This is a genomic window from Pseudonocardia halophobica (assembly GCF_050948485.1).
In the GTDB taxonomy this organism is placed as follows: Bacteria; Actinomycetota; Actinomycetes; order Mycobacteriales; family Pseudonocardiaceae; genus Pseudonocardia; species Pseudonocardia halophobica.
The window spans coordinates 5,352,269-5,377,827 of the sequence record NZ_CP192046.1 but is presented as its reverse complement, the minus strand read 5'-3'; the positions used below and the strand labels follow the sequence as shown (position 1 = coordinate 5,377,827).

Here is a 25,559-nt window from a genome sequence, read left to right as displayed (position 1 = left end):
AACGTCCGCTGTGATCGGGGACACGAGCCTATACGGATCTGATCGGCCTTATCAATGGTCAGTCCAAAGAAGTACGGTGTCGGCGTGTACCCACCGATCCACGCGGCGTCGTCGCCGCACCGGCCGGCCTTCGTCATGGCGGACACCGGTGCGCAGGTGACATGGGCCGAGGTCGACCGGCGCAGCGCCGCCCTGGCCGGCTGGTTCCGCGACAGCGGGCTCCGGCGGGGGGACGTGGTCCTGGTGGCCATAGCCAACGACGTGCGGTGGGCCGAGATCATGTGGGCCTGCTGGCGCAGCGGGCTCGTCGTCGCGCCGGTCAACCCGCGGCTGGGCGCCGGCGAACTGCGGCCGATGATCGAGGACGCGGCACCGAAGGCCGTCATCGCCGGAGCCGGCACGGTCGAGGCCGTCCGGGCTGCGGGCGCCTCCGCCCTCACCCTCGTGGTGGAGGAGGACTACGACGGGGTCGCCGAAGCGCCGGCCCCCGGCGATCTGACCGAGACCATGGGTGGGCGTCTGCTGTTCAGCTCCGGCACCACCGGGCGGCCGAAGCCCTTCCGGGAGGAACCGCCCGGTGTCCATCCCGTGGACGTGCCGCTCCGGTACGCGGCGATGATGACCGACCTACGAGTGGTGCCCGGTCCAGGCCAGGCGCCGCCGATCCTGTTCAGCCCGGGGCCGGCCTACCACTCCGCGCCGATGGCCTTCCTGCAGGCGGTGCACCAGCTCGGCGGCACCGTCGTCACCACGACCCGCTTCGACGCCGAGGGCTCGCTCGCCGCGATAGAGCGGCACGGCATCACGCACAGTCTGTGGGTCCCGACGATGTTCGTGCGGATGCTGCGGCTGCCGGTGGAGGTCCGCGAGCGCTACGACCTCGCGACCCACCGGGTCGCGATCCACGGCGCCGCGCCCTGTCCGCCCGAGGTGAAGCGGGCCATGCTCGACTGGTGGGGACCGATCGTTCACGAGTACTACGGCTCCTCCGAGGGCTACGGCCGGACGTCGATCGGGCCGGAGGAGTGGCTCGCCCACCCGGGCTCGGTCGGCCTGCCCAAGGGTGGGACGGTGCGGATCACCGACGCCGAAGGGAAGGTCCTGCCTGCCGGGAGGACCGGACACGTGTGGCTCGGCCGCCCCGATGCCGTCGAACCCGAGCGCATCACCTCGGCGAGCCCCGGCTGGGGCTCGGCGGGCGACCTCGGACAGGTCGACGCCGACGGGTACCTGTACCTCACAGGCAGGCTCGGTCAGACCATCATCACCGGCGGCGTCAACGTGTACCCGCGGGAGGTCGAGGACCTGCTCGCGCTGCACCCCGCCGTCGCGGACGTCGCGGTCTACGGAGTGCCCGACGCGGAGTTCGGCGAGCAGGTCCGCGCCGCGGTCGCCCCGCTGGGTACCCCCACACCCGGCCTCGCCGAGGAGCTCGTCGCGTACTGCCGGGCCCGGCTGGCGCACTACAAGTGCCCCCGCCGCGTCGAGCTGGTGGACCGGGTCCCGCGGAGCGACGCGGGCAAGATCCTGCTCTGCGAGCTGCGCGCTCAGCCGAAGGACAGCCCGGTGCCGCGCTCCACGCTGCCGAGGTCGAAGTAGTCCCGCCAGGCGGTGATGAGCCCGTTCTCGTCGAACTCCATCGCGCCGGTGACCGGGAGGTCGAAGGTCCGGCCGTCCTGCAGCTTGAGGATGTCGAGCCGCTCGGACAGGACCAGCCGACCGGTGGTGGCGATGGCCGTGGTGATGATGTCCAGGCCCACGGCCTGGAAGTAGGGCCGCAGGAAGCCCTCGATCGCCTGCTTCCCGTGCAGGGGGGCGAGCGGGACGTTGTGGTAGACCGCGTCGTCGGCGAAGTAGCCCAGCAGCTCGTCGGCGTCGGAGTTCGACCAGGCCGCGAAGAACTTCAGGGACCGCTTCTCGAGGTCGTTGGCCGGGGTGACCGTCGTCTCGGTGCTCATCGTCGTGCTCCATTCGGGGCCGGTCGTCGGTGCCGCCCGAGTAGACCAGTGGGCTGCCCCGGACGCCCCTCACCAATGTGCCAGTCCGAAGTGGACTATCCGTGCAGCTCGACGCCCAACAGGCCCGCGCCGCGCAGCACGTACTCCTCGGCGGCCTCGACGGCGTCCGGGGCGCCGACGAGCCGGGGCGTCCAGTAGGCGAGCGAGAAGATGGTGGCGAGGCAGCACCGGGTCGTGGCGGCGACCGCGGCGGGCTCCGCACCAGGGGCGGCGCGGGCCACCGCCGCCTCCCAGCGCTGCACGTAGCGGCGGCGCCTGCGGCCGAACTCCGCGCGCCAGGGCTCCACGAGGGCGCGGTCCTCGCGCTGGTACACGGTGACGAGGGCCCGGTGGCCCACCGTGAACCCCACGTGGTGGCGGACGAGCCTGCGCAGGTCGTCCACCGGGTCGGGGAGCAGCGCCGCCGTGGCGCCGACCAGCTCGTCGAGCGCCTCGGTGAACAGGGCGGCGAGGATCTCGTTCTTGCCGGCGAAGTGCCGGTAGAGCGCGGGACCGCTCAGCCCGGCCCGGGTGCCGAGCTCGTCCATGCCCGCGCGGTGGAAGCCCTTGTCGCGGAACAGCTCGGCGGCGGTCGTGAGGATGAGCCGCTCCCGGTCGTCGGCGCCGTCCACCCGGCGGACGCTAGCAGAGGACATGAAACGCGGTTCCGACCCCGCGGGTCACCGCAGACTCTCGTCCGGGGAGTGCGCGGAACGACCGTTCACGCCGCCGCGGGCGACGACCGCCGTCGCCCGCGCCACCTCGGCGGTGTCCACGGCGGCGCGCAACGCGAGCTCCGCGACCGGCTCGCCGTTCAGCTCGGCCGCACCGGTCACCTCGCCGGTGAACCGCAGCACGGCGCCGAGCCGCACCGGGGCGAGGAACCGGACGTCGAGCTCGCGCAGGTGCTCGATCCCGCACCAGTCGGTGAGCCAGGCGGCCAGCATCCCCGCCTGCATCTGGCCCATCGCGATGACGGTGTCGAACCCGGCCTTCTCCGCGAACGCCGGGTCGTGGTGCAGCGGGTTGAAGTCCCCGCCCGCGCCGGCGAAGCGCACGATGTCGGTCTGGGTGACGGGGCCGATCTCCCGCTCGGGCACCGGGTCCCCGACGCCGACGGCCCGCGCCTCCCGGGCCGTCACCGGCCACGCTCCAGCACGGTCTCGCGCCACTCCACGACGACCCGCCCCTCGGCGTCGACGAACGCGGTCTCCAGGGTGAGTCTGCGCATCGGGGTGCGCCCGGAGCGCCCTCCGACCTGCTCGTCCCCGACCAGCCTGCGGGTCCCCCGCAGCCGGTCCCCGACGACGAGCGGACGGCGGTACCGCCACCGCACCCCGCCGACCATCACCCGCTCCAGGGCCAGCCCGAGCCGCTCGACCATCGCCCGCTGGTCCCGGTGGTGCCCGCTGACCACGATGTGCGTGGCGGTGGCGGGCTGCGCGGGGAACCCGGCGGCCGCCGCCGCCTCGGGGTCGGTGTGCACCGGGTCGAGGGCGGCGGTGGCCCGGGCGAACTCCCGGACCTTGCCCTCCTCCACGGTGAACGCGACCTCGTCCACGACGTCCCCGACCGTCAGGCTCATCCCCACGACTCCAGCACGGCCAGCTCGGGCAGGTGCTCGGCGAGAACCGCCACGTCGTCCAGCCGGGCACCGCCCGCCTCCGCGGGGTCGCCGCCCAGCCAGATCTCGCCGGTGGTGCCGTCGAGGGTCACCAGGTCGCCCGGGGCGATGGTGTGGAGGCCGTCGGCGGTGCGGGCGCCGGCGGCGTCGATCAGCAGCGACTCGACGCCGACGACGGCGGGCAGCCCCCACCCCCGTGCGACGACGGCGGCGTGGCTGACCAGGCCGCCGGTGCCGGTGACGACGCCGACCGACACGGCCATCCCGGGCACGTCCTCGGGGCTGGTCTCGGGCCGGATGAGCACGAGGTCCTCGTCGTCACCCGCGTCCGCGGCCTCGTCCGAGCTGAACACGGCCCTGCCCGTGACGCGCCCGGGCGAGGCCCCGAGACCCTTCGCGATGGCATCCCCGCGCTGCTGGGTGGCCGCGGCGGCGAGCACGGCCTGGCGGGCGGCGTCCCGGACCTCTCGGCCGACGCGCGCGACCGCCTGCTCACGGGTCAACGGGGTGTCCGGCCCCTCGGCCATCTGCACCGCGGCCCGTACCGCGGCGACCGCGCTGCGCTTGCCGACCCGGGTCTGCAGGACCCAGAGCCTGCCCTGCTCCACCGTGAACTCGACGTCGCAGATGTCGGCGTAGTGCTGCTCCAGTCGGCCGAGCACACCCTCGAGCTGCTCCCAGACTGCGGGCAGCTCGTCACCGAGGGTGTCGATCGTCTGGGTGCGGGCGGTGCCGGACACGACGTCCTCGCCCTGCGCGCACGGGAGGTAGTCGCCGTAGCGGCGCGCCTCGCCGGTGGCGGGGTCACGGGTGAACACGACGCCCGTACCGGACTCGCCGCCGCGGTTGCCGAACACCATCGCCTGCACGTTGACGGCGGTCGCGAGTGAGCCGGTGAGCTTCTCGCGCTGCGCGTAGGCGCGGGCGCGCTCGCTGCCGCAGGAGCGGAACACGGCCTCGATCGCTGCGCGGAGCTGGGCGAACGGGTCCTGCGGGATGTCCACGACCTCCCGCACGCGCGCGATCTCCGCCCGCATGGCCGCCACGTCGTCCGCCGGGGCTTCCGCGCCGAGCGCCTCGGGGGAGGTGCCGAGCACGGTCGTGGCGTACATGCGGACGAAGCGGCGGTAGCAGTCCCAGGCGAAGCGCTCGTCGTCCGCGGCGCGGGCCAGACCCTCGACGGTCTCGTCGTTCAGCCCGAGGTTGAGCACCGTGTCGAGCATGCCCGGCATGGAGCGCGGCGCCCCACTGCGCACCGCCAGGAGCAGCGGGTCGGCGGCGTCGCCGAAGCGGCGCCCCAGCGCCGTGCCGAGACTCTTCGTGTGCTCGGCCACCAGGCCGTCGAGCTCCGCGGGCCAGCCCTCGTCGAGGTACCGGCGGCAGGTCTCGACCGTGATGGTGAAACCGGGCGGGACCGGGAGCCCGAGTGCGGTGGTCATCTCGGCCAGCCCGGCGCCCTTGCCGCCGAGCAGCTCGGCGAGGGTCCGGGCCGGGACGCCGTGGTCGTGATGGAAGGCGAAGACGGCGGCACACGTGTCCGTGGTCGCGGTCGGGGAGGGCATCGTTGCGGTCCTCTGCGGGTCGGGACGGTCGGATCAGGCCGGGATGTGGTCGCTCGAGGCGGCGACCTTGTGGGCGATGTCCTGCCGCAGCAGGTGCTTCTGGATCTTGCCCGTCGCCGTCGTCGGCAGTTCGGTCACCAGCTCCACGCGCTCCGGGGTCTTCTGGACCGCGAGACCACGCTCGTGCAGGAAGGTCTTGATCGACTCGAGCGTGGGGGGGTTCGCCGGGTCGGCCGCCACGACGTAGCAGCACACCCGCTCACCGAGCCGGACGTCCGGCATCCCGACGACGGCCGCGGCCCGGATGCCGTGGTGTTCGGCGAGGAGGTCCTCGACCTCCCGGACGCTGATGTTCATCCCGCCGCGGATCACGATGTCCTTGGTGCGCCCGGTGACCCTGATGTAGCCGTCGGCGTCGCTGCGGCCGAGGTCGCCGGAGCGGGAGAACCCGGCGGGGGTGTACAGCTCCTGCGTCTCCTGCGGGCGGCCCAGATAGCCCAGCATGTGGCTGGGGCCCTTGTAGGCGATGTCGCCCTCGGCGCCGACCGGCACCTCGTTCCCGGCCTCGTCGACGACCTGGACGGCGGCGTGCGGCAGGGCCGCTCCATCCGAGGTCAGCGACTTCTCCGGGTCGTCCTCGACGGTGCAGGTGGTGGTGCAGAGGTTCTCGCTGCGGCCGTAGAGGGAGAGGATCTTGGCCTCGGGGAACGCGGTGCGGGCGCGCTCCACCACCGACCTCGGGATCGGCGCACCGGCGGACACCCACACGCGCAGGCTCGACGCGTCGTGCTGGGCGGGGTCGAACACGTCGAGTGCCATCTGAATGAAGGTCGTAGCGGTGACCGTGACCGAGCAGCGGTACTCGGCGATCTCCGTGAGTCCGCGGCGCGGCTCCCACTCCGCCATCACATGGGTCGACCCGCCCGCGAGCAGCGGGATCAGGACCCCGGTGACCAGACCGGTGGTGTGGGTGATGGGGGAGGGGCTGAAGCCGACGTCGTCCGAGGTGAAGGCGAAGGCTGTATTCAGGGCCCGGGCGCCGGAGGCATAGGTGTTGAACGTGTGCACGCAGCCCTTGGGGCGGGCGGTGGTGCCCGAGGTGTAGACGATGACGTACGGGTCGTCCGCGGTGACCGGTGTACCGATCATCGCCGCAGCCTCAGCGGGGTCGACCTCCGGGGTCACCGCGGCGAGCGTGGTCAGCACTCCATCGGGCGCCACGTCGGCCCGCACGGCGACGATCGTGTGGACGGTCGGGCGCGTGGCCGCGAGGTCGCGGTACATCCCCAGGTAGTCGAAGCCCTTGAACGTCGCGGGCGTGACGACCGCGGAGACCTGTGCGTCGTCGAGCACATGGCCGACCTCGTCGCGGCGGTAGATGGGCATGATCGGCACCATGATCGCGCCGAGCCGCGCGACCGCGGTCGCGACGACCACGAACTCCGACCAGTTGGGCAGCTGCACCGCCACTCGGTCGCCCGCGGCGACACCGCGCTCGCGCAGGCCGACGGCCAGCCTCGCCGACTGGTCGCGCAGCTCGGTGTAGGTGAACGACGTCGACCCGTCGGTCACGAAGGTCTTGTCTCCCCACGCCTCGGCCTGGCGGATGATCAACTCACCGAACGTCTCCGTGCTCCAGCAGCCGGAGTCGTAGTACTCCTTCACCTCGACCGCCGTATAGCGGTCGCTGACGGTGGGAATCTCCATCGATTTCCGTCCTGGGGTTGTTCGGTCCGGCTCCCGCCGGAGGGTCACGCTATTTCGGTCCGAAGTTACAATGGTCTGGCCGAAATCTCAACGACGAGGGCAGACTGTAGGGCATGCCTGCACGAAAGTGGAACAGCGAAACGACGTCTCCGTGGGACGTCCGATCGACCCACCGCCCCGTCGGGGCCACGGCCAACCTGCGCGACCTCGGCGGAACTCCCACCGCGGACGGCCGCACCATCACCCCCGGGCGCGTCTACCGAGCCGAGGCCCTGGTGACACGGGGCGCGAACCCGCTGTGCACCCCCTGGGAGCCCGACCACACGGAGGCCTACCGGGCCCTCGGCGTGCGGACGGTGATCGACCTGCGCTCGAAGGGCGAGATGGACCGCGCCGCGTCGGCCTGGCCCGAGGCGACCGGGGCCGCGTGCGTCCTGCTGCCGATCGAGGAGGGCGGGGAGGGCGACACGAACTACGTGCAGGAGATCCGGACCGGGGCGCGGACCAGCTTCACCGCCGCCGACATGGCCGAGTACTACGCCCTGACCCTGCGCCGCCGCGGGCCGGAGTTCGGTGGAGCCCTGCGCATCCTGGCCGACCCCGCGCGCACGCCCGTGCTCGTGCACTGCGCCGCGGGCAAGGACCGGACGGGACTGCTGGTCGCGCTGCTCCTGGAGGCGCTCGGCGTGCCGCGCGAGGTCGTGGTCGCCGACTACGCGCTGACCGGCGTGCTGCGGCCGAACCGCGTCCAGGCCTACGCCCACCTGTTCGAGGGCGTGGACTTGGACGCGATCGCGCTGCTGTTCGACTCCCCGGCCACCGCGATGGACGAGGCCCTCGCGAGCCTCGACGCCGAGTTCGGCTCGGTGACCGGGTTCCTCGCCGCGCAGTGTGACGTCACCCCGCACCACGTCGACGCGCTCCGGGCGGGACTGCTCAGTCCATCGTGAGGACGGTGCGGACCACCGAGCCGTCCCGCTGGGCCGCCACCACCTCGTTGATGTCCTTCAGGTCGGCCGTGCCGCTGATCAGCTTCTCGATCGGCAGCCTGCCGGACCTCCAGAGGTCCACCATCATCCCGATGTCGCGGCGCATGCTGATGCCGCCGTGGAAGCTGCCGGTCAGCTTCTTGTCGTCGTGGAACAGCTCGTAGGCCGAGAGCGGCACGGTGTCGCCGGGGCGCCCGGCCCCGACCACGGTCACCGTGCCGCCCCGGCGGACCGCCTTCCACGCGGCGAGCACGGTGGGCGGCTGGCCCACGGCGTCGACGACGACGTCCAGGTCCTTCGCCTGCTCGGCGAACTCGTCGGGCGAGAGCGCCTCGGTGGCGCCGAGGCCCAGCGCGGCCTCCCGGCGGCGCTCGGTCGGGTCCACCGCGACGAGCCGGGACGCACCCGCGACGACGGCCCCGAGGATCGCGTTCAGTCCGACGGCGCCCGCGCCGATCACCGCGACCGTGTCGCCGGGGGTGACGTGCGCACTGCGGAGGGAGGCGCCGACGCCGGTAGGGACCGCACAGCCGAGCATGGCCGCGACGGGGAAGGGCACGTCGTCCGGGATGGGCAGGACAGCCCGCCTGCGCAGGACCGTTCGCTCGGCGAAGGTCGCCGTGTTCATGCCCTGGTGGACGGGCTTCCCGTCGATCGACAGGCGATGGGTGGCGGTGTGCTCCTTGCCCGCCCGGGCGTCCGCGGTCGAGGTTCGCCGAGCGCAGAGGTACTCGTCACCGCGGAGACAGGGTGCGCAGTCCCCGCAGGAGGGCACCCACAGCACGAGGACGTGCTGCCCGATCTCGAGGTCGGTCACCCCGTCGCCGAGTTCGTCGACCACCCCGACGCCCTCGTGCCCCAGCACCACCGGGGTGGGCTGCCCGAACACGGTGGTCAGGGAAAGGTCGGAGGCGCACACCCCCGCGGCGTGGAGCCGCACCCCGACCTCGCCGGGGCCCGCCGGGGCGAGGGTGACGTCGCCGATCTCGAAGGGGCCGCCGGAGGTCCACTGGACTGCTGCTCGCATCGTTGCTGCTCCTGTCGGTGGGGAGGGGGTGTGACTAGCCGCGGGGGAGACGGTGGACGGAGGTGAGGGCGAGGTACTCCTCGATGCCCTCGAGGCCGAACTCGACGCCCAGACCGCTGTCCTTGTGCCCCGCGAAGGGCGCGGCGGCGTTCGAGCCGTAGTGGTTGATGCCGATGGTGCCCGCCTCGATGCGGTCGGCGACCGCCGCCGCGCGCTCGTCGTCTCGGGAGAACACCGTGGCGGCCAGTCCGTACGGGGTGTCGTTGGCGATGGCCACGCCCTCGTCCACAGTGTCGTAGCCCAGGACGGACAGCACAGGCCCGAAGATCTCCTCGCGGGCGATCCTCATCGAGGGGGTGACCTCGTCGAACACGGTGGGCTCTACGAAGTAGCCGCGGTCCCGGTCCGCCGGGGTCCCGCCGCCGACCACGGCCTTGGCGCCCTCGGCGTGGCCGCTCTCGAGGTAGCCCACCACGCGGTCCCGCTGCCGGGCCGAGACGAGCGGGCCGAAGAACGTCGCCGGGTCGAACGGGTCGCCGAGCGGTGCCGACGACACGACGTCCGCCACGAGGTCGACGATCTCCTTGCGCCTGCCGTTCGGGACGATGAGCCGGGTGCAGGCCTTGCAGGTCTGGCCCGTGTTGCGCATCGAGACCTTGAGGATGCTGCGGGCGATGACCTCGGGGTCGGCGTCGTCGAGCACCAGCGCCGGGGACTTGCCGCCGAGCTCGAGCACCACCGGACGCAGCATCCTGCCGCACGTCTCACCGATGCCCCGGCCGACGGCCGTCGAGCCGGTGAAGGAGATCTTGCGGACGAGCGGGTGGTCCACCAGTGCCTGCCCGGTCGCCCCGTCGCCGGTGACCAGGTTGACCACGCCCGGGGGGAAGCCGGCGGCCTCGACCGCCTCCATCAGCATCCGGGCGGCCAGCGGGGTCTCGGCGGCGGGCTTGATCACGACCGGACATCCGGCGACCAATGCCGGGCCGAGCTTCACCACGATGAGGCTCAGCGGGTAGTTCCACGGGGTGATCAGTCCGGCGACGCCGACCGGGCGACGCTGCACCATAGTGTCGCCGGGCGCCATCGGGTTGGGGCGCAGGTCCTCGGCGAAGACCGAAGGGGCGACGTCGGCGCAGTGTCGGAGATGGGCCGCGGCGGTTTGCGGGGCATGGGTCGACTCGGCGACCGGGGTCCCGTTCTCACGCGTGATCGTCTCCGAGAGGACCGCCGCGCGACGGTCGAGCTGGTCGGCCAGCTCGGCGACCAGACGACACCGTTCGGCGACGGAGGTGCGGGCCCAGTCCCGTGCGGCCTCGTGCGCCGCGCGGACCGCCGCGTCGACGTCCGCGGCATCAGCGCTGACCACTCTGGCCAGCACTTCCTCGGTGGTGGGGTTGGTGACGAGGGTGTGCCGGTCGGAGCGGGAGGTCCGCCGGCGGCCGGCGACGTATACGTCACCGATCTGGTCTACGGGCATCGAGGCGTCCTTGACACGAAGTGAGTGGGCCCACATCATACCCACGTTCGGACTGACCATTTAAACGGTCGACCGCAGCCAAGCCTCTTGGAGGAGAAGTTGTCAACGGAGACGCTCATCGGTACCGGCATCAACGTCTTCACGTCGGAGGTGCATGCCGTCGGGAAGATCCGCTTCCTGGACTCCCCTGAGGAGGTTCTGGACTTCATCGACGGTCCCGACGTGGACCAGACGGTCGTGATCTCCCGTGGGGGCACGACCACCTTCATGTCCCCTGCGCTCATGGCGGGCGTCGCGGGCCTGATCACCCTGCAGGGAGCCCCCGAGAGCCACCTGGGGATCCTCTCGCGCGAGTTCTCGATCCCGTGCGTGATGTCGACGGCCTTCACCGAGGGCATCCAGACCTCGCGCGGCGAGACCATCCCGGCCGACGGCACCACCGTGCGGCTCGACATCACTGGGGACAAGGGCCAGGTCTTCCTGGTCGCCGACTCGGAGTGACGGACACCCCATGAGCGACGAGATCGACGTCCAGCTGCTGCTGCAGAAGTACAAGGGCAAGTACCCACAGGGGCTCGCCGGGGACGAGCAGGTCCGTTCGAACCTGCCGCTGCCGTTCATCGAGACCACGGATGCGGACGTGCGCGCCTCCGGCCTCTCGGACGACCAGGTGAACAGCTGGCTGGAGTACGCGGGCTGGAACCTCTGGGACTTCATCCTGGGCCGTGCGTCCGAAGGTGAGTCCGGTCTGATCCCGCGCCAGGAGTACGAGACCGTCTCGTTCGTCCAGCAGTGGGCCAACTACCCGAAGTTCATCCGAATCCTCACCGAGGAGCTCGGCGTCGACGGGCTGCTGGAGCTGGCGAAGACCTCGCGCCGCGAGGTGGGCACGAAGGTCAACGTCACCCGGAACTGGGCCGCCTCGGTGTGTCCGATCCTGGGCCGCGGCATCTCGGTGGATCTCGGCTTCCACGGCGCGAACGACCGCCGTGAGGACCTCGAGGACTTCATCCAGTTCGGCCGGAGGCTGCAGCACGGCACGTGGGGCGGGGGGCCGGGCTTCGTCTCGGCCCGCGGCTTCCAGGTCCCCGTGCTCGACGACGACGTGCTCGCGACTCTGGTCGCCCAGACCAAGCCGCTCGAGGGTCCGACGCGGGACGCGTTCCGCAAGTTCAACGCGAAGACCGAGCTCTTCGGCTTCATGCTGCACTACGACTGCCGGGCGGGCATGGGCGACACCGGCCCGTACCCGTTGCCGGACGGGCGCTTCGCGATCGTGCGGGACCACTTCCTCAACGAGACCGCGTACCCGTGGTCCGGGGTGGCGGAGGGCCTGCCCTACTGCGTCACCGAGGTGCTGGTCTTCCCGTCGGACAAGGTGACCGCCACCGTCAACGAAATCATGACGACGTTCACCAAGCCGACGAACTACCTCGACTACCTCGTCGAGGGCGTGGCGTTCGCCCGGGACCGGATCGACACCCCGATGTCGCAGCTGCGCGTCCTCGACGACGCGGAGATGGAGTCCATCGCTCAGAAGTGCCAGAAGGGAACGATGGACATGTACAAGACCCTGGCCAAGAAGTCGCGGGACGAGAAGATCCGTGACGGGATCATGGTCTACACCCGCGAGTTCCTGCAGAGCCACGCGCTCAAGGTGGACCTGTGGGACCGGTTCGTGGCCGAGGGCTTCGACACCATGACCGCCGACGCCGAGAAGGCCTGGCCCGTCCTCACCAGCGGGAAGGCGGCCGAGGTGCTCACGCCCGTGCTGCTGTTCGGCAAGGGCTTCCCGAACGTCACCAGCAAGGAGACTCAGCAAGCATGACCACCGCGACCCACGGCGCCGCGCAGGTCGACCTCAGCGATCTCACCCCCTTCATCGAGGGGCGCGAACACGACCTGTTCCGCGAGATCCGCGAGCACGACCCGCTCCACTGGAACACCGAGCCGAACGACGGGCCCGGGTACTGGTCGTTGACGAGGTACGCGGACCTGATCACGGCGATCGAGGACCCCGAGACCTTCGTCAACGGGCAGGGGACGCAGATCCCCAGCCGTCGGGTCGAGGGGCACACGCCCACGGTGCACAACACGGACCCGCCGCGGCACACCGAGCTGCGTAAGGTCTCCACCCCGCACCTGCGGGCGGTGAAGATCAAGGAGTGGCAGGACGTCATCGAGACCTCGGTGACGACGATCCTGGACGACATCAGCGCGAAGGGCGAGGTCGAGCTGGTCGCCTCGGCCTCGGCCCTGCTGCCCATCCAGGTCCTGGGGCAGGTTCTCGGCGTGCCCGCTGAGGACTGCCCGCTCCTTGCGGGCTGGACCGACCGGGTCATCTCCGACGACCCGGAGTTCATGCGCAGCCCGGACGAGAAGGAGCGGGCCCGCGAGGAGCTGTTCGACTACTTCCGCGGGCTCACCGAGCAGCGTCGCGCGGAGCCGCGCAACGACATCGTCTCGAAGCTCGTGGCGGCCCGGATCGACGGCGAGCCCCTCTCCTGGGAGGACCTCGCGGCTTACTACTTCGTCCTGGTGGGCGCGGGCAACGAGACGACCCGCAACCTCCTCACCGGCTCGGTGCTGGCGTTCGCCCGGTTCCCGGGCGAGTGGGAGCGGCTCCGCGCCGACCGCGCGCTGCTGCGTCCGGCGATCGAGGAGCTGCTGCGCTTCATCACGCCCATCCGGGCAATGCGGCGCACAGCCACAAAGGACGTCGAGTGGCACGACCGTCTCATCAGGAAGGGTGACAAGGTCGTCCTGTGGTTCCAGGCGGCCAACCGGGACCCGGAGGTCTTCGCCGACCCCGACACACTGAAGATCGACCGAACCCCGAACCAGCACCTCGGGTTCGGCTGGGGCATCCACACCTGCCTGGGGTCACACCTGGCTCGTGCGGAGGTCTCCACCTTCCTGCGGCAGCTGCTCGAGCGTGACCTGCGCATCGTGCCGCTGGCGGAGCCGGACCGCCTGCACACCAACCAGTTCCACGCCTTCAAGCGCCTCAGGGTGCGGGTGGAGCAGGCGTGAGGGTGACGGTGGACCGGGACGTCTGTGTCGCGCACGGCCAGTGCGAGTACAACGACCCGGACCACTTCCAGATCAACGACGACGGCGAGCTCGAGCTGGACGAGAACCCGTCGGACGACTCGCGGGAGAGTGTGCTCCGCGCGGTGTCGGCGTGTCCCGTCAGAGCGCTCTCAGTCGAGTCCTGAGCAGCCGTAGCCATCTTTCACCGTCGAAGGAGCAGCGATGTCCGAAGCCGATGACTTCATGAAGTTCGTCGAGAAGTACATGGCGGAGGTGCCCGGCGGTCCCGCCGGGGACCAGGAGATGCGCCGTCGAGACCCATCCCCCTTCGTCGATACGACAGCGGAGGACATCCGTCCGGACAAGCTGACCGACGAGCAGATCCAGAGCTGGTTCGACTACATGTCGTGGAACCTCTGGGAGCTCATCGCCACCCGGTCGACCGAGGGTGAGTCGGGCCTGATCCCGCGACAGGAGTACGAGACCCTGTCGTTCGTCCAGCAGTGGAGCGTCAACCCCGACGCGATGCGGCTGATCACCGACAAGGTGGGCGTCGACGGCCTGATCGAGCTCGGGCGCGTCCCGCGCCGCGAGATCGGCACGAAGGTCAACCACATCCGCAACTACGCGAGCGCGCTCATGGCGATGCTCGGCCGCGGCGTCTGCGTGTCGCTCGAGCAGCTCGACCCGACCGTCCGCCGGGACGACATCCAGGACTGCATCCAGTTCGCGCGTCGTACATGGCATGGGACGTGGGGCGACGGGCCTGGCCTGGCCTCGGGCCGCGGGTTCGCGCTGCCCGTACTCGAGGACGACGTGCTGCAGCCGCTGCTGGAGGCTGCGAAGCCCTTCGAGGACGACGAGGAGCGGAAGTTCTTCCGCCGCTTCAACGGCACCACGGAGCTCTTCGGCTTCCTGATGCACTACGACACCCGCCTGGGCATGGGCGACACGGGGCCCTACCCGCTGCCGGACGGCGGCTTCGCGCTGGTCCGGGACCACTTCCTCTACGAGACCGGCTTCGAGTGGTCCCACATCGGCGAGGGCATGCCCTACGCCCTGACCGAGGTGCTCTGCTTCCGCCCGGATCCGATCGACATCAAGATCAACGACATCGGGACGACCTTCACCAAGCCGCAGGACTACCTGAAGAGCCTGGACCGGGTCGCCGTCTTCGCTCGGGACACGATCGACACCCCGATGTCCGAGATCCGCCAGGTCGGGCACGACGAGATGAAGCGGATCATCGACACCTGCCAGGCGGGTGTGCTGAAGATGTACAAGATCCTGGCGACGCTGAGCCGGGACGAGAAGATCCGCAACGGCGTGCGCATGTACTCGCACGAGTTCATGCGGCCGCTCGCCTACCGCGCCGGCGCGTGGAACGACATCCTGGCGAACGGCTTCGACGACCTCAGCGAGGCCACCGAACGTGCCTGGCCGATCCTGACGGGCGGCCGAGCGGCCGAGATCCTGGCCCCCGTCTTCTTGATGGGCAAGGGCTTCCCGCCCCTGCGGAACCCTTCGGCCTGATTCCGGGTCGAGACACACCTGCACGGTGGGCCGGCCCCATCCCCGGGGCCGGCCCCGCCGCGGCGTCCCGCACGGCGCCGCGGCCATACGGAGAGGACACGAGATGCTGACCGCAGCGGACGACCGCAGGCACATCCTGGCCCCCGGGCCGCTGGCCCGGGAGAGCCTGATCTTCCTGCTGTTCCTGCCCGAGGAGAACCTCGGCATGATCGCCTACACCTGGGTGGACGGCGAGGGAGTGGCGAGCTCGATGATCACCGTCTTCGGTGAGGACGACGAGCGCCTCGTCCACCACGTCACCAGCGGCGTCGCGATGGACCCGAAGGCCGACTTCACCGACTGGCAGGTCGGGCCGATGCGCGTGCAGCACGGCGAGCCGCACAAGGACGCCCGTGTCACCTTCGAGCAGGACGGCGTCTCGCTCGACTACCACTTCGAGGCCATCAATGAGGCCTTCAGCTACCACGACAACGCCGACGGCTGCCCGGGCTTCCTCGCCGACGACCGCCTCGAGCAGTGCGGCCGCGTCCGCGGCTCGCTGACGATCGGTGACCGACGGGTCGACTTCGACACCACCGGCCACAGGGACCACTCGTGGGGCACCCGCGACTGGACGGCGTTCCACCACTACAAGTGGGTCAACGTCCAGTCGGACGCCGGCGACGTCGCGGTCAACTTCATGCACGGCCTCGCGATGGACGCCGAGTGGGAGCTCGGCTACGTGCACCGCGACGGCGAGCAGTCGCCGGTGGTGTCGATCGAGCACGACGTGCAGCGTGACGACGAGTTCTACGCCTACACGTCGGCCCGCTTCGTGCTGACCGACGAGAAGGGCCGCTCCACCGAGATCGAGACGGGCAACCGGACCTCGCTCATCGTGTGGCCCGCCGGCGGGCTCGTGTCGAGGGACGCGGCGAGCCGCTGCACCGTCGCGGGCAAGCCCGGCCTCATCCACATCGAGGAGGGCTGGGTGCCGGAGTTCGTCCAGCACCGCCTGGAGTCCGCCGCGCAGCGCAAGACCGACCAGACCGCGATCGGAGAATAAGTCCGGCATGCCCTTCATCCCACTGGAGCACGGTGGCGAGGACCGCCACATCTTCTACTCCGACACCGCGAACGAGAACGTCCGCGAGTCGCTGGCCTACCTGCTGCCGTTGCCGGAGCTCGGGCTCGGCATCATCGTCTACACCTGGGTCCATGCCGCGGGCAAGGACGGCAAGGGGCGAGCCGGCTCGATGGCCGTCGTCTACGGCCCGGGCGTCGAGCAGACCGTGTCCGAGGCCTCGGACGGCATCCTCGTGCCGGACTCCATGGGCTTCGAGGACTGGCGCGTCGGCAAGATCACGCTGAACGCAACGCGCGACGCCATGTCGACCCACCTCAAGTTCGCCGGCGAGCGGATCTCGCTGGAGTACGAGTTCAGGGGCATCAACCCGCCGTTCGCGTTCGTGCGGCACCCCGGCGGCTGCCCGTCGTGGCTCGCGGACGACCGCAGCGAGCAAGGCGGGCGGGTCGTCGGCTCGCTCGTCCTCGACGGTGTGCGCCACGAGTTCGACACCTTCGGCCACCGCGACCACTCCTGGGGCACCCGCGACTGGGGCGGACCCACGCACTGGAAGTGGTGGAACATCATGGCGCCGGACGCGTCGATCCACCTCATGGAGTTGCAGTACTTCGGCAAGACCACGCTGCACGGCTATGTCCACCGCGACGGGCTGACCTCGGTGATCACCGACTACGACATCGACGTGGAGTTCGACGGCCAGGTCATGCAGCAGAAACTGGACGGCACGATCACCGACGAGGACGGCCGGACCACCCGAATCCGCACCTGGCATGGCGCCGACCTGCACTGGCCCGTAAGCCCGCACCTCACGCTGCACGAGGCGTCCATGCACGGCGAGATCGACGGTGTGGCCGGCGCCGCCTACATCGAGATGGCGTGGCCGCCCGCCTACCTCGCCCACCACAGCGAGACCGAGGAGGCCGACGCCAGCCAGCTGACCGTCGACCGCGAGGTCGAGCTGTCCGCCCAGTCCTGACCGGGCCGGGATCGACACCTGTCCTGAGAGGAGGCCGACGATGGCCGACACCGAGCGATTCCTCGTGGTGCACACGCTGAAGGTGAAGGGCCTCGCCAGCGCCGACGACCTCGCCGAGATCACCGGACGTTCCGACCTTGCCCCGGTGCTCGACGAGCTGACCGCCGAGGAGCTCGTCAAGCTCCGCACCGGTCGGGTTGGCGGCTACGCCCTGACCAAGGAGGGTCGCGAGGCCCACCCGGCGCTGGTCGCCTCCGCCGTCACCGACGAGGAGCGGACCGGCATCAGTGCCGCCTACGACGCCTTCCTCCCGGTCAACGTGCGGTTCAAGGAGGTCTGCACGCGCTGGCAGGTCCGCACCGGGCCGGGCGGTGACCAGCAGCCGAACGACCACTCCGACGAAGCCTACGACGCATCGGTCGTGACCGAGCTGGTCGAGGTCCACGAGGCTGCGGTCGCGGCGCTGGCGCCCGCGGTGTCGGTCTCGCCGCGGTTCGCCCGCTACGGGGAGCGGTTCGCCGCGGCCCTGGAGCGGGTCCGCGATGGCGACCAGGCCGCGTTCGCGCGGCCGATGAGCCACTCCTACCACGACGTGTGGATGGAGCTGCACGAGGACCTGCTGCTGACCCTGGGTCGGGAGCGGGACGCCGCAGACGGTCACTGAGGCGCTCCCGGCGTACGCATTCGGGCCCGCGATCGTCTGGTCGCGGGCCCGAGCCGTCCTCAAACACGTGTGATCCGACTATCCTGGATTTTGGTCTGACCGATAGCATATTATCGGGGTGCGACCGAAGAAGGAGCTTCCATGGACCTCGCAGACTCCCCGGAGGAGGCGGACTTCCGCGCCCGGGTGCGGGCCTGGCTCGCCGAGTCTCTGCCGCACCTCCCGTGGCCCGAGCCGGTCGAGTTGGCCGACAAGCTGCCGTTCTGGCGGCAGTGGCAGCGGATGCTGTTCGACGGCGGGTACGCCGGGATGTCTTGGCCGCAGGAGTACGGAGGCCAGGGGGCCGACGCCAAGATCCGTGCGGTGTTCACCGACGAGGCGGACCGTGCCGGTGCGCCCGAGCGGCTCAATACAGTCGGCGAGGACTTCGCGGGGCCCACGATCATCGCGTTCGGCACCCCCGAGCAGAAGGAGCGGTACCTGCGGCCGATCCTGACCGGCGACGAGCTGTGGTGCCAGCTGTTCTCGGAGCCGGAGTCCGGCTCGGACTTGGCCTCCCTGCGCACCAAGGCGATCAAGATCGACGGCGGGTGGCGGATCACCGGCCAGAAGATCTGGACGAGCCGGGCGCACCTGGCGAGTAATGCGATCCTACTCGCCCGCACCGGCGGCTCGGACCTCCCGCGGCACAAGGGCATCACGTACTTCCTGCTGCCGCTGCAGAGCCAGGGCGTGACCGTTCGCCCGCTCGCGCACATGCTCGGCGAGGCCGAGTTCAACGAGGTGTTCCTCGACGACGTCTTCGTCCCGGACGAGGCAGTCCTCGGCGAGGTCAACGGGGGCTGGAAGGTCACCATGGCCACGCTCGCGTTCGAGCGGGTCGGCATCGCGACTGGCCGGGTCAACACCAAGCGGGCCGTGGACGACATCGTCGACCAGATCCGCGGCATGACCGACGCCACGGGCTCGGCGCTGGGCGCTGACCCCACCATCCGGCGCAGGGTCGCGGACCTATACGGACGGGCGCTCGTGCACCAGGCCATCGGACAACGGGTGCTGACCATCGCCGCGGACGGCGGCCCCCCCGGCCCCGTCACCTCGATCGGCAAGCTGTTCTTCTGCCCGCTGGTGGAGGACCTCGCGGACTTCCGCCAGTCCCTCTCGCCGCTGGGCGGCCAGCTCGCGCCGGAGGAGCAGACGCCCGCGGAGAGCCGGTGGCAGCGGCTCGCCTACCAGGCCCGTGGCACGGCGATCGCCGGCGGGTCGACCTTCATCCAGCGCAACATCGTGGCCGAGCGGATGCTCGGCCTGCCAAGGAGCTGACGATGCCCTCGGTGTCCACCCCCGGCGCCTACGTCTGGCAACCCGGACCGAAGTACCTGGCCGAGGCCCGGGTGGCCCGGTTCGCCCGCACGCACGGCATCGACGGCATCGAGGATCTGCGCACGCGGTCCACCGCCGACGTCACCTGGTACTGGGACGCCGTGGTCGCCGACCTCGGTCTGCGGTTCTTCCGCAGCTACCACCAGGTGCTCGACGTGTCGCGCGGCGCGGAGGACCCGGACTGGTTCGTCGGCGGGGAGCTGAACGTCGCCGACGCCGCGCTGGCGCGGTGGGCCGAGGACCCGGCCTCCCGGGACCGGACTGCCGTCGTGCACGAAGCGGAGGACGGGTCGGTCGACTCGCTGACCTTCGCCGAGCTCGACGAGCGCGTCCGGCGCGTCAGCGCGGGTCTACGAGGGCTCGGGATCGGTCGCGGGGACGCGGTGGCGCTGTACCTGCCCATGGTCTCCGAGGCGGTGGTCGCCTTCTACGCGGCCGCGCGCATCGGGGCCGTACTGGTGCCGCTGTTCTCCGGATTCGCCCCTGGTGCCATCGCCTCCCGGCTCGCCGACGCAGAGGTCCGCGCGGTCGTCGTGGCGGAGTCGACGGTGCGGCGCGCCCGCACGGTCGCCATGCTGCCCGCTATCCGCGAGGCCGTGGGGCAGAGCCCGTCGGTCGAGCACGTGGTCGTCGTCGGTACCCCTGGGGACGGGGAGACGGCGTGGACCACCCTGCTCGAGCGCGAGCCGGAGTCCGGCCCGGCCGAGCCCATGGCCGCCACGGACACCCTCCTACTGGCGTACACGTCCGGCACCACCGGCAAGCCCAAGGGCGCCGTGCACACGCACGCCGGCTTCCTGGTCAAGACCGCCAGCGAGGTGGCGTACTCCTTCGACGTCGGTCCCGGCGGGGTGTTCTGCTGGATAACCGACATGGGCTGGATCATGGGCCCGCTGTCCATTGTGGGCACGCACGCCAACGGCGCCGCGCTGGTGCTCTACGAGGGCTCGCCGGACGTGCCGGACCTGAGTAGGCTCTGGCGGCTTGCGGAGCGGCACCGGGTCACCATGCTCGGGGTCTCGCCCACGCTGATCCGCACCATCCGCACCATCGACGCCGCCCAGCTGGGCGAGTTCGACCTGTCGTCGGTGCACACGCTGGGATCGACGGGCGAGCCGTGGGACCCGGAGTCCTACGACTGGCTGGCCAGCGACGTCTTCGGCGGCCGGGTCCCGATCATCAACTTCTCCGGCGGCACCGAGGTCGGCGGCTCGTTCCTCGCGCCCTACCCCGTCGAGCCGATCGCGAGCTGCTCGCTGGGCGGGCCGTCGCTGGGCATGGACGTCGACGTCGTGAACGCGGCGGGAGAGCCCGTGCGGGGCGAGGTCGGCGAGCTGGTCTGCAGGCAGCCCTGGCCCGCCATGACCCGCGGGATCTGGCGGGACCGGGAGCGCTACCTCGAGGCCTACTGGTCGACGTTCCCCGGGCTGTGGCGCCACGGCGACCACGCGGTGATCGACGCGGACGGACAGTGGTTCCTGCGCGGCCGCTCCGACGACGTCATGAACGTGGCGGGCAAGCGGCTGGCGCCCGCCGAGGTCGAGGCCGTGCTGATTGCGCACCCTGCGGTCGCCGAGGCCGCCGTCGTCGGTGTGCCGGACCCGAAGAAGGGCGAGGCGGTGTGGGCGTTCTGGGTCCCGCGCGCCGGCGTCGCCCAGGCTGAGGCGGACCGCGCCGAGGAGGTCGGCGAGGAGCTGCGCCGCCGGGTGGGGGAGGAACTGGGCAAGCCCTTCGCCCCGAGCCTGCTCCGCCAGGTGCCCGAGCTGCCCAAGACCCGTTCGGCGAAGATCATGCGCCGCGCCGTGCGGGCGGCGGCGCTGGGGGAGGACCCGGGGGACCTGTCCGGGGCGGAGAACCCTCAGGCCCTGCATGTGATCCGACTGGCTGTGGGGCGATCCGGGTGACCGTCTCCCCCGGGGCGGCCGTCGCCCGGACGCTAGTCCTCCTCGGGAACCGAGACGGTCGTCCGGTCCTCGACCTCGAGGGCGGCAGTGGCGTAGGAGTGCACGTGGCGGGCCATCCGGCGGACCGCGGCCTCGGCGTCGCGCTCCTTGATCGCGCGGGTGACCGAGCGGTGCGCACGCACGGTGATGTCGCGGACCTCGTCGTTCACGAAACCCTCGTTGTTCGTCACCGTGTAGATGGCTCGGGACAGGGCCATCATGATGCCGGTGAGGATCTCGTTGTGGCTGGCCGTGGCCACGGCGACGTGCCAGTCCACGTTGGCGCGCAGGAAGTCCTCGAGATCGACGCTCACCGCGATGGCCTCGTTGGTGGACTCCAGGCGGGCGAGGTCACCGGTCGTCCGGTTCAGGGCGGCGAGCCGCGCGCAGGAGGGCTCGATGGCCTCGCGGGTCTGGTGCACCGAGGCCAGGCGGAGCTGTCTGCCGCGGATGAGCAGCTCCAGGGAACTGGCCACGGACTCCTCGCCGGGCTTCTGCACGAAGGCGCCACCGGCGCGGCCCGCCTTGATCCGGATCAGGCCTTGGACCTCGAGGATTCGCAGGGCCTCCCGGACGGTCGTGCGGCTCATCCGCGTCTGCACGACGAGTTCGCGCTCGGGTGGGAGCGGGGTGCCCTCGGGGTACTCACCGGACAGGATTCGCTCGCGCAACTCGTTCGCCAGGACATCGGAGGCCTTGGGGACCTCCATGGGGGAGAGCCGGATGGCCGATCGGTCGGTGGACACGAGGCCCTCCTTTCGTGGTCTAAAGGTCTGACCCAATCTAGCATCGCGAAGGTGGGTGCAGCACCGATGCCGCGCCCGCGAGTCGAGTAGGAGCACTGGAATGCGCTGGGAACTCTCCGAGGAGCAGGCCGACTTCCGCACCGTCCTGGCCGACTGGTTGGGCGAGACGTGCACGAGCGAAACGCTCCGCGGCTGGTTGGACAGCGGCGAGCTCACCGCCTTCGAGGAGCGGTTCGTCGGCGACGGCTGGTTCGGCGTGGGGTCGCCGGAGGACCTCGGCGGCGAGGGCGGCGGGCTGGTCGAACTCGCCCTCGCAGCGGAGGAGCTTGGGCGCCGGTCGGCGCCCGCGGGCGCGTGGCTTGGCTCGATGCTGGCCCTGCCCACCCTCGCCGGGACACCGGAGGCGGCGAAGGCGCTGCTCGCGGACGGCGTCACCACCGTCCTCGGCGTCCCCGCCGACGCCGTGCCGGGAATCGCCACCGGAGTCGGCGTGCACGAGGGCCGGCTTGTCGGCCGGATCTCCGCCGTGCTGGCGGCCGACCGGGCGCGGCGCCTGGTCGTCCCCGTTGCCAGGGGTCACGGAGTCGTGCTGCAGCTGGTGGAGGTGGACCAGCCCGGGGTCGTGCTCCTCGGCCGGGCGCTGACCGACCGCAGCCGCACGGTGGCGGACGTCGAGCTCGACGGCGCTGTCGGGACCGCGATCCCGACGGACGACGTGCCAGCCGTTCTGGACGCCGCGGCGCTGCGCGCTGCCGTTCTGGTGTCAGCGGACTCGTTGGGCGTCATGGAGCAGATGCTCGACACCACCGTGGAGTACGTGCAGCAGCGCAAGCAGTTCGGCGTGCCGATCGGGTCCTTCCAGGCCGTCAAGCACGCCGCGGCCGAGATGCTGGTCAAGGTCGAGGCCGGCCGCTCCATCGTCTACCTCGCCGCCGCTTCGGTGGAGTCGGGGCACAGGGACGCGGCGCTGCACGCGGCGGCGGCGAAGGCCCAGGTGTCCGCGGCCGCCGCTGCGGCCGCGGACACCGCACTGACCCTGCATGGTGCGATCGGTTACACGTGGGAGCATGACCTGCAGATCTTCTACAAGCGGGCGAAGCTCGACGCGGAGCTCTTCGGGTCGCCCGGTGTGTGGAACGACCGGATCGCCGACGGTCTGGCGCTGCTGCCTGCCACGCAGGGCTGAGCGCCGATGGAGCTGCTGCTTGTTCGACACGCCCAGCCCGAACATGTCCACGGCGGTACGGAGCCCGCCGACCCGCCGCTGACCGCGGGCGGGGAGGAGCAGGCCCGGTCGTTGGCCAAGGCCGTCGCGGCTGGCACCTTCGGGCTGGTCGACGCGGTGGTGTCGAGCACCATGCGCCGGGCTCGGCAGACCGCCGAGCCCGTCGTGCAGGCGCTGGGTCTGGATCTGCGGACGGACGTGCGCCTGTGTGAGCTCGACCTGGGGTGGACGACGTACGGCACAGGGGTCGAGGACTTCCCGAGGCGACGTGATGCGTACGCGGAGATGAACGCAGGCCGATGGGGAACCAATCGGTATGACCCGGCTGCGTTCTCCGAGCGGGTGCGGGCAGGTGTGGAGGAAGTCGCCACGACGGCGGTCGACCGGGCTGCCATCGTCTGTCACGGGGGCGTGATCAGCGCATATCTCGCTCATGTGCTGAGGACGGCGGGCCCGATGTTCCTGACCCCCGATCACTGTTCGGTCACCCGGGTCCTCGTGGAACCGGATGGCTATCGCGAGGTGCTCAGCGTGAATGAGTCCTTGCACATGCGGCAGGGCTGAGCCTGCTTTCGGTATGACCTTTCACACGGGCCATGCTGGCGGTACTTTTGGTCAGTCCTTTGTTACGATCGACCGCGACGAGACGACGTGGTCCGAGGAGGTGTGCGGTGGACTTCGAGCTCACCGAGGACCAGGTGACGATCCGGGACGCGGTTCGTGACCTGGCAGGCAAGTTCGACGATCAGTACTGGATGGAACACGACAGGGACAAGGTCTTCCCGACGGAGTTCTACGACGCGCTGGCGACGGGCGGCTGGCTCGGCATCACCACGCCCGAGGAGTACGGCGGGCACGGCTTCGGCATCACCGAGGCGTCCATCCTGATCGAGGAGGTCGCCAAGTCCGGCGGCGGGATGAACGCGGCCAGCGCCATCCACCTGTCGATCTTCGGGATGCACCCGGTGATCAAGCACGGATCTGAAGAGCTCAAGAAGCGCACCTTGCCGCGGATCGTCGACGGCTCGCTCCACGTCTGCTTCGGCGTGACCGAGCCGGGCGCGGGGTTGGACACGACCCGGATCACCACGTTCGCCAAGCGCGAGGGTGATCACTACCGCGTCAACGGGCGAAAAGTGTGGATCTCCAAGGCCGTCGAGTCGGAGAAGGTCCTGCTGCTGACACGCACCCAGAAGGTGGACGAGGTCGCCAAGAAGACGGACGGCATGACGCTGTTCCTCACCGACCTGGATCGCTCCAAGATCGACATTCGGCCGATCCCGAAGATGGGCCGCAACGCCGTCACGTCGAACGAGCTCTTCATCGACGACCTGATGGTCCCCGTCGAGGACCGCGTCGGCGAGGAGGGCAAGGGCTTCAAGTACATCCTCGACGGTCTTAACCCCGAGCGGATGCTCGTGGCCGCCGAGGCGCTGGGCCTGGGTCGGGTCGCGCTGGACCGCGCGGTGACCTACGGCAACCAGCGCGAGGTGTTCGGGCGCCCGATCGGGATGAACCAGGGGCTGCAGTTCCCGCTCGCGGACTCGCTCGCCCGCCTCGACGCGGCGGAGCTCGTGTTGCGCAAGGCGACGTGGGCATACGACAAGGGCCTCCCGTGCGGTCGCGAGGCCAACACGGCGAAGTACCTGTGTGCCGACGCCGGGTTCCAGGCCGCGGACCGCGCGCTGCAGACGCACGGTGGCATGGGCTACTCCGAGGAGTACAACGTCGCCCGGTACTTCCGCGAGGCCCGCCTGCTCAAGATCGCACCGCTCTCGCAGGAGATGGTGCTCAACTACCTGGGCTCGCACGTGCTGGGCCTGCCGAGGAGCTACTGACATGCCGGCGTTGGACGTCTTCTCGTTGGACGGGCGGTCCGCCGTCGTCACCGGCGCCGGTGGCGGGATCGGCGCGGCGGTGGCGAAGGCGTTCGCGAAGGCCGGGGCCGCGGTCCTGGTCACGGACGTGAACGAGGACGCCGCCCGCGTCGTCGCCAAGCAGATCGTCGAGGCCGGGGGCACGGCGGACAGCCAGGTGCTCGACGTGCGGGACCGGGCCGCCGCGGACACGGCCGCGGCGAAGGCCGCCGACCTCGCGGGGGGCACCCTGCACATCGTCGTGAACAACGCCGGGGCCATCGCGCCCGCGATGTTCCCGAAGCTCACCGAGGACGCCTTCCGGCGGATCGTCGAGATCCACCTGATGGGCTCGTTCACCGTCTCCCAGGCGGTGCTGCCCTTCCTGGCGACGGACGGCTCGGGTCGCATCCTCAACGTCACCTCCGCCGCGGGGCTGGTCGGCACGATCGGCCAGGCGAACTACGGCGCGGCGAAGGCCGGGATCATCGGCCTGACCAAGTCGCTGGCCAGGGAGCTGGCCCGCAAGCAGGTCACGGTGAACGCGCTGGCCCCGCTGGCGGCCACCGCCATGACCGAGAACATCCGAAGCAACGAGAAGCTCGCGCAGAAGACGCTCGAGCGGATCCCGTTGCAGCGCTGGGCCTTCCCGGACGAGATCGCGGCGAGCTTCGTGTTCCTCGCCTCGGCCGCGGCGGGCTACATCACCGGCCAGGTGCTCCCGGTCGACGGCGGGACGGTGATCTGA

25 protein-coding genes are annotated in these 25,559 nt (G+C 70.8%); 16 read left to right on the top strand and 9 right to left on the bottom strand.

Features of this window, described 5'->3' with window-relative positions; translation table 11 throughout:
- Positions 1-84: 84 nt before the first annotated feature.
- Complete coding sequence (locus tag ACQP04_RS25505) at positions 85-1,599, top strand: AMP-binding protein (RefSeq protein WP_433503094.1); 1,515 nt, start codon at positions 85-87, stop codon at positions 1,597-1,599.
- On the opposite strand, the gene ACQP04_RS25500 is transcribed toward ACQP04_RS25505, so the two are convergent.
- From ACQP04_RS25500 to ACQP04_RS25475, 6 genes are all read right to left on the bottom strand, one after another.
- Positions 1,548-1,958, bottom strand: a complete 411-nt coding sequence (locus tag ACQP04_RS25500; protein ID WP_433503093.1) for a limonene-1,2-epoxide hydrolase family protein — start codon at positions 1,956-1,958, stop codon at positions 1,548-1,550. The genes ACQP04_RS25505 and ACQP04_RS25500 overlap by 52 nt on opposite strands.
- A 95-nt stretch (positions 1,959-2,053) precedes the next feature.
- Entirely contained in the window at positions 2,054-2,629 is a 576-nt protein-coding gene (locus ACQP04_RS25495; protein WP_433503092.1) for a TetR/AcrR family transcriptional regulator, read from the bottom strand.
- Between the two features lie 48 nt (positions 2,630-2,677).
- A complete protein-coding gene (locus ACQP04_RS25490) occupies positions 2,678-3,139 on the bottom strand; it encodes a MaoC/PaaZ C-terminal domain-containing protein (protein WP_433503091.1) in 462 nt (153 codons plus the stop codon).
- On the bottom strand, positions 3,136-3,582 hold the full coding sequence (locus tag ACQP04_RS25485; RefSeq protein ID WP_433503090.1) for an FAS1-like dehydratase domain-containing protein: 447 nt from the start codon (positions 3,580-3,582) through the stop codon (positions 3,136-3,138). Before ACQP04_RS25485 ends, ACQP04_RS25490 begins: the two co-directional genes overlap by 4 nt.
- Positions 3,579-5,183, bottom strand: a complete 1,605-nt coding sequence (locus ACQP04_RS25480) for a PEP/pyruvate-binding domain-containing protein (protein WP_433503089.1) — start codon at positions 5,181-5,183, stop codon at positions 3,579-3,581. The genes ACQP04_RS25485 and ACQP04_RS25480 overlap by 4 nt, the downstream gene beginning before the upstream one ends.
- Before the next feature lie 33 nt (positions 5,184-5,216).
- Positions 5,217-6,890 (bottom strand): AMP-binding protein, encoded by a 1,674-nt coding sequence (locus ACQP04_RS25475; protein ID WP_433503088.1) that lies wholly within the window; start codon positions 6,888-6,890, stop codon positions 5,217-5,219.
- 113 nt (positions 6,891-7,003) lie between these two features.
- Between ACQP04_RS25475 and ACQP04_RS25470 the strand changes: the two genes are divergently transcribed.
- Entirely contained in the window at positions 7,004-7,840 is an 837-nt protein-coding gene (locus tag ACQP04_RS25470) for a tyrosine-protein phosphatase (protein WP_433503087.1), read from the top strand.
- On the opposite strand, the gene ACQP04_RS25465 is transcribed toward ACQP04_RS25470, so the two are convergent.
- Positions 7,827-8,906 carry an alcohol dehydrogenase catalytic domain-containing protein gene (locus tag ACQP04_RS25465; RefSeq protein ID WP_433503086.1) on the bottom strand — a complete coding sequence of 360 codons (1,080 nt, stop codon included), beginning with the start codon at positions 8,904-8,906 and terminating at the stop codon, positions 7,827-7,829. The two genes, ACQP04_RS25470 and ACQP04_RS25465, sit on opposite strands and share 14 nt — an antisense overlap.
- Positions 8,907-8,940: 34 nt before the next feature.
- Entirely contained in the window at positions 8,941-10,386 is a 1,446-nt protein-coding gene (locus tag ACQP04_RS25460; RefSeq protein WP_433503085.1) for an aldehyde dehydrogenase family protein, read from the bottom strand.
- Positions 10,387-10,485: 99 nt separating this feature from the next.
- Between ACQP04_RS25460 and ACQP04_RS25455 the strand changes: the two genes are divergently transcribed.
- From ACQP04_RS25455 to ACQP04_RS25410, 10 genes are all read left to right on the top strand, one after another.
- Positions 10,486-10,887: a PEP-utilizing enzyme gene (locus tag ACQP04_RS25455; RefSeq protein WP_433503084.1), complete on the top strand. Its 402-nt coding sequence runs from the start codon at positions 10,486-10,488 to the stop codon at positions 10,885-10,887.
- Positions 10,888-10,897: 10 nt separating this feature from the next.
- Positions 10,898-12,214 (top strand): hypothetical protein, encoded by a 1,317-nt coding sequence (locus tag ACQP04_RS25450; RefSeq protein ID WP_433503083.1) that lies wholly within the window; start codon positions 10,898-10,900, stop codon positions 12,212-12,214.
- Positions 12,211-13,419, top strand: a complete 1,209-nt coding sequence (locus ACQP04_RS25445) for a cytochrome P450 (protein WP_433503082.1) — start codon at positions 12,211-12,213, stop codon at positions 13,417-13,419. The genes ACQP04_RS25450 and ACQP04_RS25445 overlap by 4 nt, the downstream gene beginning before the upstream one ends.
- Positions 13,416-13,604, top strand: coding sequence for a ferredoxin (locus ACQP04_RS25440; protein WP_433503081.1), 189 nt, complete (start codon positions 13,416-13,418; stop codon positions 13,602-13,604). Before ACQP04_RS25445 ends, ACQP04_RS25440 begins: the two co-directional genes overlap by 4 nt.
- Before the next feature lie 37 nt (positions 13,605-13,641).
- Positions 13,642-14,952, top strand: a complete 1,311-nt coding sequence (locus ACQP04_RS25435) for a hypothetical protein (protein WP_433503080.1) — start codon at positions 13,642-13,644, stop codon at positions 14,950-14,952.
- Between the two features lie 103 nt (positions 14,953-15,055).
- Positions 15,056-15,997, top strand: coding sequence for a DUF7064 domain-containing protein (locus ACQP04_RS25430; protein ID WP_433503079.1), 942 nt, complete (start codon positions 15,056-15,058; stop codon positions 15,995-15,997).
- A 7-nt stretch (positions 15,998-16,004) separates the two neighbouring features.
- Positions 16,005-16,994, top strand: a complete 990-nt coding sequence (locus tag ACQP04_RS25425; protein ID WP_433503078.1) for a DUF7064 domain-containing protein — start codon at positions 16,005-16,007, stop codon at positions 16,992-16,994.
- A 40-nt stretch (positions 16,995-17,034) separates the two neighbouring features.
- A complete protein-coding gene (locus tag ACQP04_RS25420; protein ID WP_433503077.1) occupies positions 17,035-17,658 on the top strand; it encodes a MarR family transcriptional regulator in 624 nt (207 codons plus the stop codon).
- A gap of 141 nt (positions 17,659-17,799) precedes the next feature.
- Positions 17,800-18,981: an acyl-CoA dehydrogenase family protein gene (locus ACQP04_RS25415; protein ID WP_433503076.1), complete on the top strand. Its 1,182-nt coding sequence runs from the start codon at positions 17,800-17,802 to the stop codon at positions 18,979-18,981.
- 2 nt (positions 18,982-18,983) lie between these two features.
- Positions 18,984-20,945 (top strand): AMP-binding protein, encoded by a 1,962-nt coding sequence (locus ACQP04_RS25410; RefSeq protein WP_433503075.1) that lies wholly within the window; start codon positions 18,984-18,986, stop codon positions 20,943-20,945.
- A gap of 32 nt (positions 20,946-20,977) precedes the next feature.
- Here the strand turns inward: ACQP04_RS25410 and ACQP04_RS25405 are convergent, their stop codons facing one another.
- A complete protein-coding gene (locus ACQP04_RS25405) occupies positions 20,978-21,730 on the bottom strand; it encodes a FadR/GntR family transcriptional regulator (RefSeq protein WP_433503074.1) in 753 nt (250 codons plus the stop codon).
- Between the two features lie 100 nt (positions 21,731-21,830).
- Here ACQP04_RS25405 and ACQP04_RS25400 point away from each other — a divergent pair, with 100 nt between their 5' ends.
- The 4 genes from ACQP04_RS25400 to ACQP04_RS25385 all read left to right on the top strand — a co-directional run bounded on the left by ACQP04_RS25400 (position 21,831) and on the right by ACQP04_RS25385 (position 25,559).
- The gene (locus tag ACQP04_RS25400) at positions 21,831-22,916 is read left to right on the top strand and encodes an acyl-CoA dehydrogenase family protein (protein WP_433503073.1); all 1,086 of its coding nucleotides are present in this window, start codon (positions 21,831-21,833) and stop codon (positions 22,914-22,916) included.
- A gap of 6 nt (positions 22,917-22,922) precedes the next feature.
- Entirely contained in the window at positions 22,923-23,519 is a 597-nt protein-coding gene (locus ACQP04_RS25395; protein WP_433503072.1) for a histidine phosphatase family protein, read from the top strand.
- Between the two features lie 107 nt (positions 23,520-23,626).
- Positions 23,627-24,793 (top strand): acyl-CoA dehydrogenase family protein, encoded by a 1,167-nt coding sequence (locus ACQP04_RS25390; protein ID WP_433503071.1) that lies wholly within the window; start codon positions 23,627-23,629, stop codon positions 24,791-24,793.
- 1 nt (position 24,794) lies between these two features.
- Positions 24,795-25,559 carry an SDR family NAD(P)-dependent oxidoreductase gene (locus ACQP04_RS25385; protein WP_433503070.1) on the top strand — a complete coding sequence of 255 codons (765 nt, stop codon included), beginning with the start codon at positions 24,795-24,797 and terminating at the stop codon, positions 25,557-25,559.

What these genes read in the sequence shown, in the direction of transcription:
- ACQP04_RS25395 (WP_433503072.1), top strand. Translation starts at nt 22,923, where the DNA reads ATGGAGCTGCTGCTTGTTCGACACGCCCAGCCCGAACATGTCCACGGC.
- ACQP04_RS25460 (WP_433503085.1), bottom strand. Translation starts at nt 10,386, where the DNA reads ATGCCCGTAGACCAGATCGGTGACGTATACGTCGCCGGCCGCCGGCGG.
- ACQP04_RS25420 (WP_433503077.1), top strand. Translation starts at nt 17,035, where the DNA reads ATGGCCGACACCGAGCGATTCCTCGTGGTGCACACGCTGAAGGTGAAG.
- ACQP04_RS25430 (WP_433503079.1), top strand. Translation starts at nt 15,056, where the DNA reads ATGCTGACCGCAGCGGACGACCGCAGGCACATCCTGGCCCCCGGGCCG.
- ACQP04_RS25475 (WP_433503088.1), bottom strand. Translation starts at nt 6,890, where the DNA reads ATGGAGATTCCCACCGTCAGCGACCGCTATACGGCGGTCGAGGTGAAG.
- ACQP04_RS25480 (WP_433503089.1), bottom strand. Translation starts at nt 5,183, where the DNA reads ATGCCCTCCCCGACCGCGACCACGGACACGTGTGCCGCCGTCTTCGCC.
- ACQP04_RS25425 (WP_433503078.1), top strand. Translation starts at nt 16,005, where the DNA reads ATGCCCTTCATCCCACTGGAGCACGGTGGCGAGGACCGCCACATCTTC.
- ACQP04_RS25385 (WP_433503070.1), top strand. Translation starts at nt 24,795, where the DNA reads ATGCCGGCGTTGGACGTCTTCTCGTTGGACGGGCGGTCCGCCGTCGTC.
- ACQP04_RS25415 (WP_433503076.1), top strand. Translation starts at nt 17,800, where the DNA reads ATGGACCTCGCAGACTCCCCGGAGGAGGCGGACTTCCGCGCCCGGGTG.
- ACQP04_RS25400 (WP_433503073.1), top strand. Translation starts at nt 21,831, where the DNA reads ATGCGCTGGGAACTCTCCGAGGAGCAGGCCGACTTCCGCACCGTCCTG.
- ACQP04_RS25445 (WP_433503082.1), top strand. Translation starts at nt 12,211, where the DNA reads ATGACCACCGCGACCCACGGCGCCGCGCAGGTCGACCTCAGCGATCTC.
- ACQP04_RS25410 (WP_433503075.1), top strand. Translation starts at nt 18,984, where the DNA reads ATGCCCTCGGTGTCCACCCCCGGCGCCTACGTCTGGCAACCCGGACCG.
- ACQP04_RS25465 (WP_433503086.1), bottom strand. Translation starts at nt 8,906, where the DNA reads ATGCGAGCAGCAGTCCAGTGGACCTCCGGCGGCCCCTTCGAGATCGGC.
- ACQP04_RS25450 (WP_433503083.1), top strand. Translation starts at nt 10,898, where the DNA reads ATGAGCGACGAGATCGACGTCCAGCTGCTGCTGCAGAAGTACAAGGGC.
- ACQP04_RS25470 (WP_433503087.1), top strand. Translation starts at nt 7,004, where the DNA reads ATGCCTGCACGAAAGTGGAACAGCGAAACGACGTCTCCGTGGGACGTC.
- ACQP04_RS25500 (WP_433503093.1), bottom strand. Translation starts at nt 1,958, where the DNA reads ATGAGCACCGAGACGACGGTCACCCCGGCCAACGACCTCGAGAAGCGG.
- ACQP04_RS25485 (WP_433503090.1), bottom strand. Translation starts at nt 3,582, where the DNA reads ATGAGCCTGACGGTCGGGGACGTCGTGGACGAGGTCGCGTTCACCGTG.
- ACQP04_RS25435 (WP_433503080.1), top strand. Translation starts at nt 13,642, where the DNA reads ATGTCCGAAGCCGATGACTTCATGAAGTTCGTCGAGAAGTACATGGCG.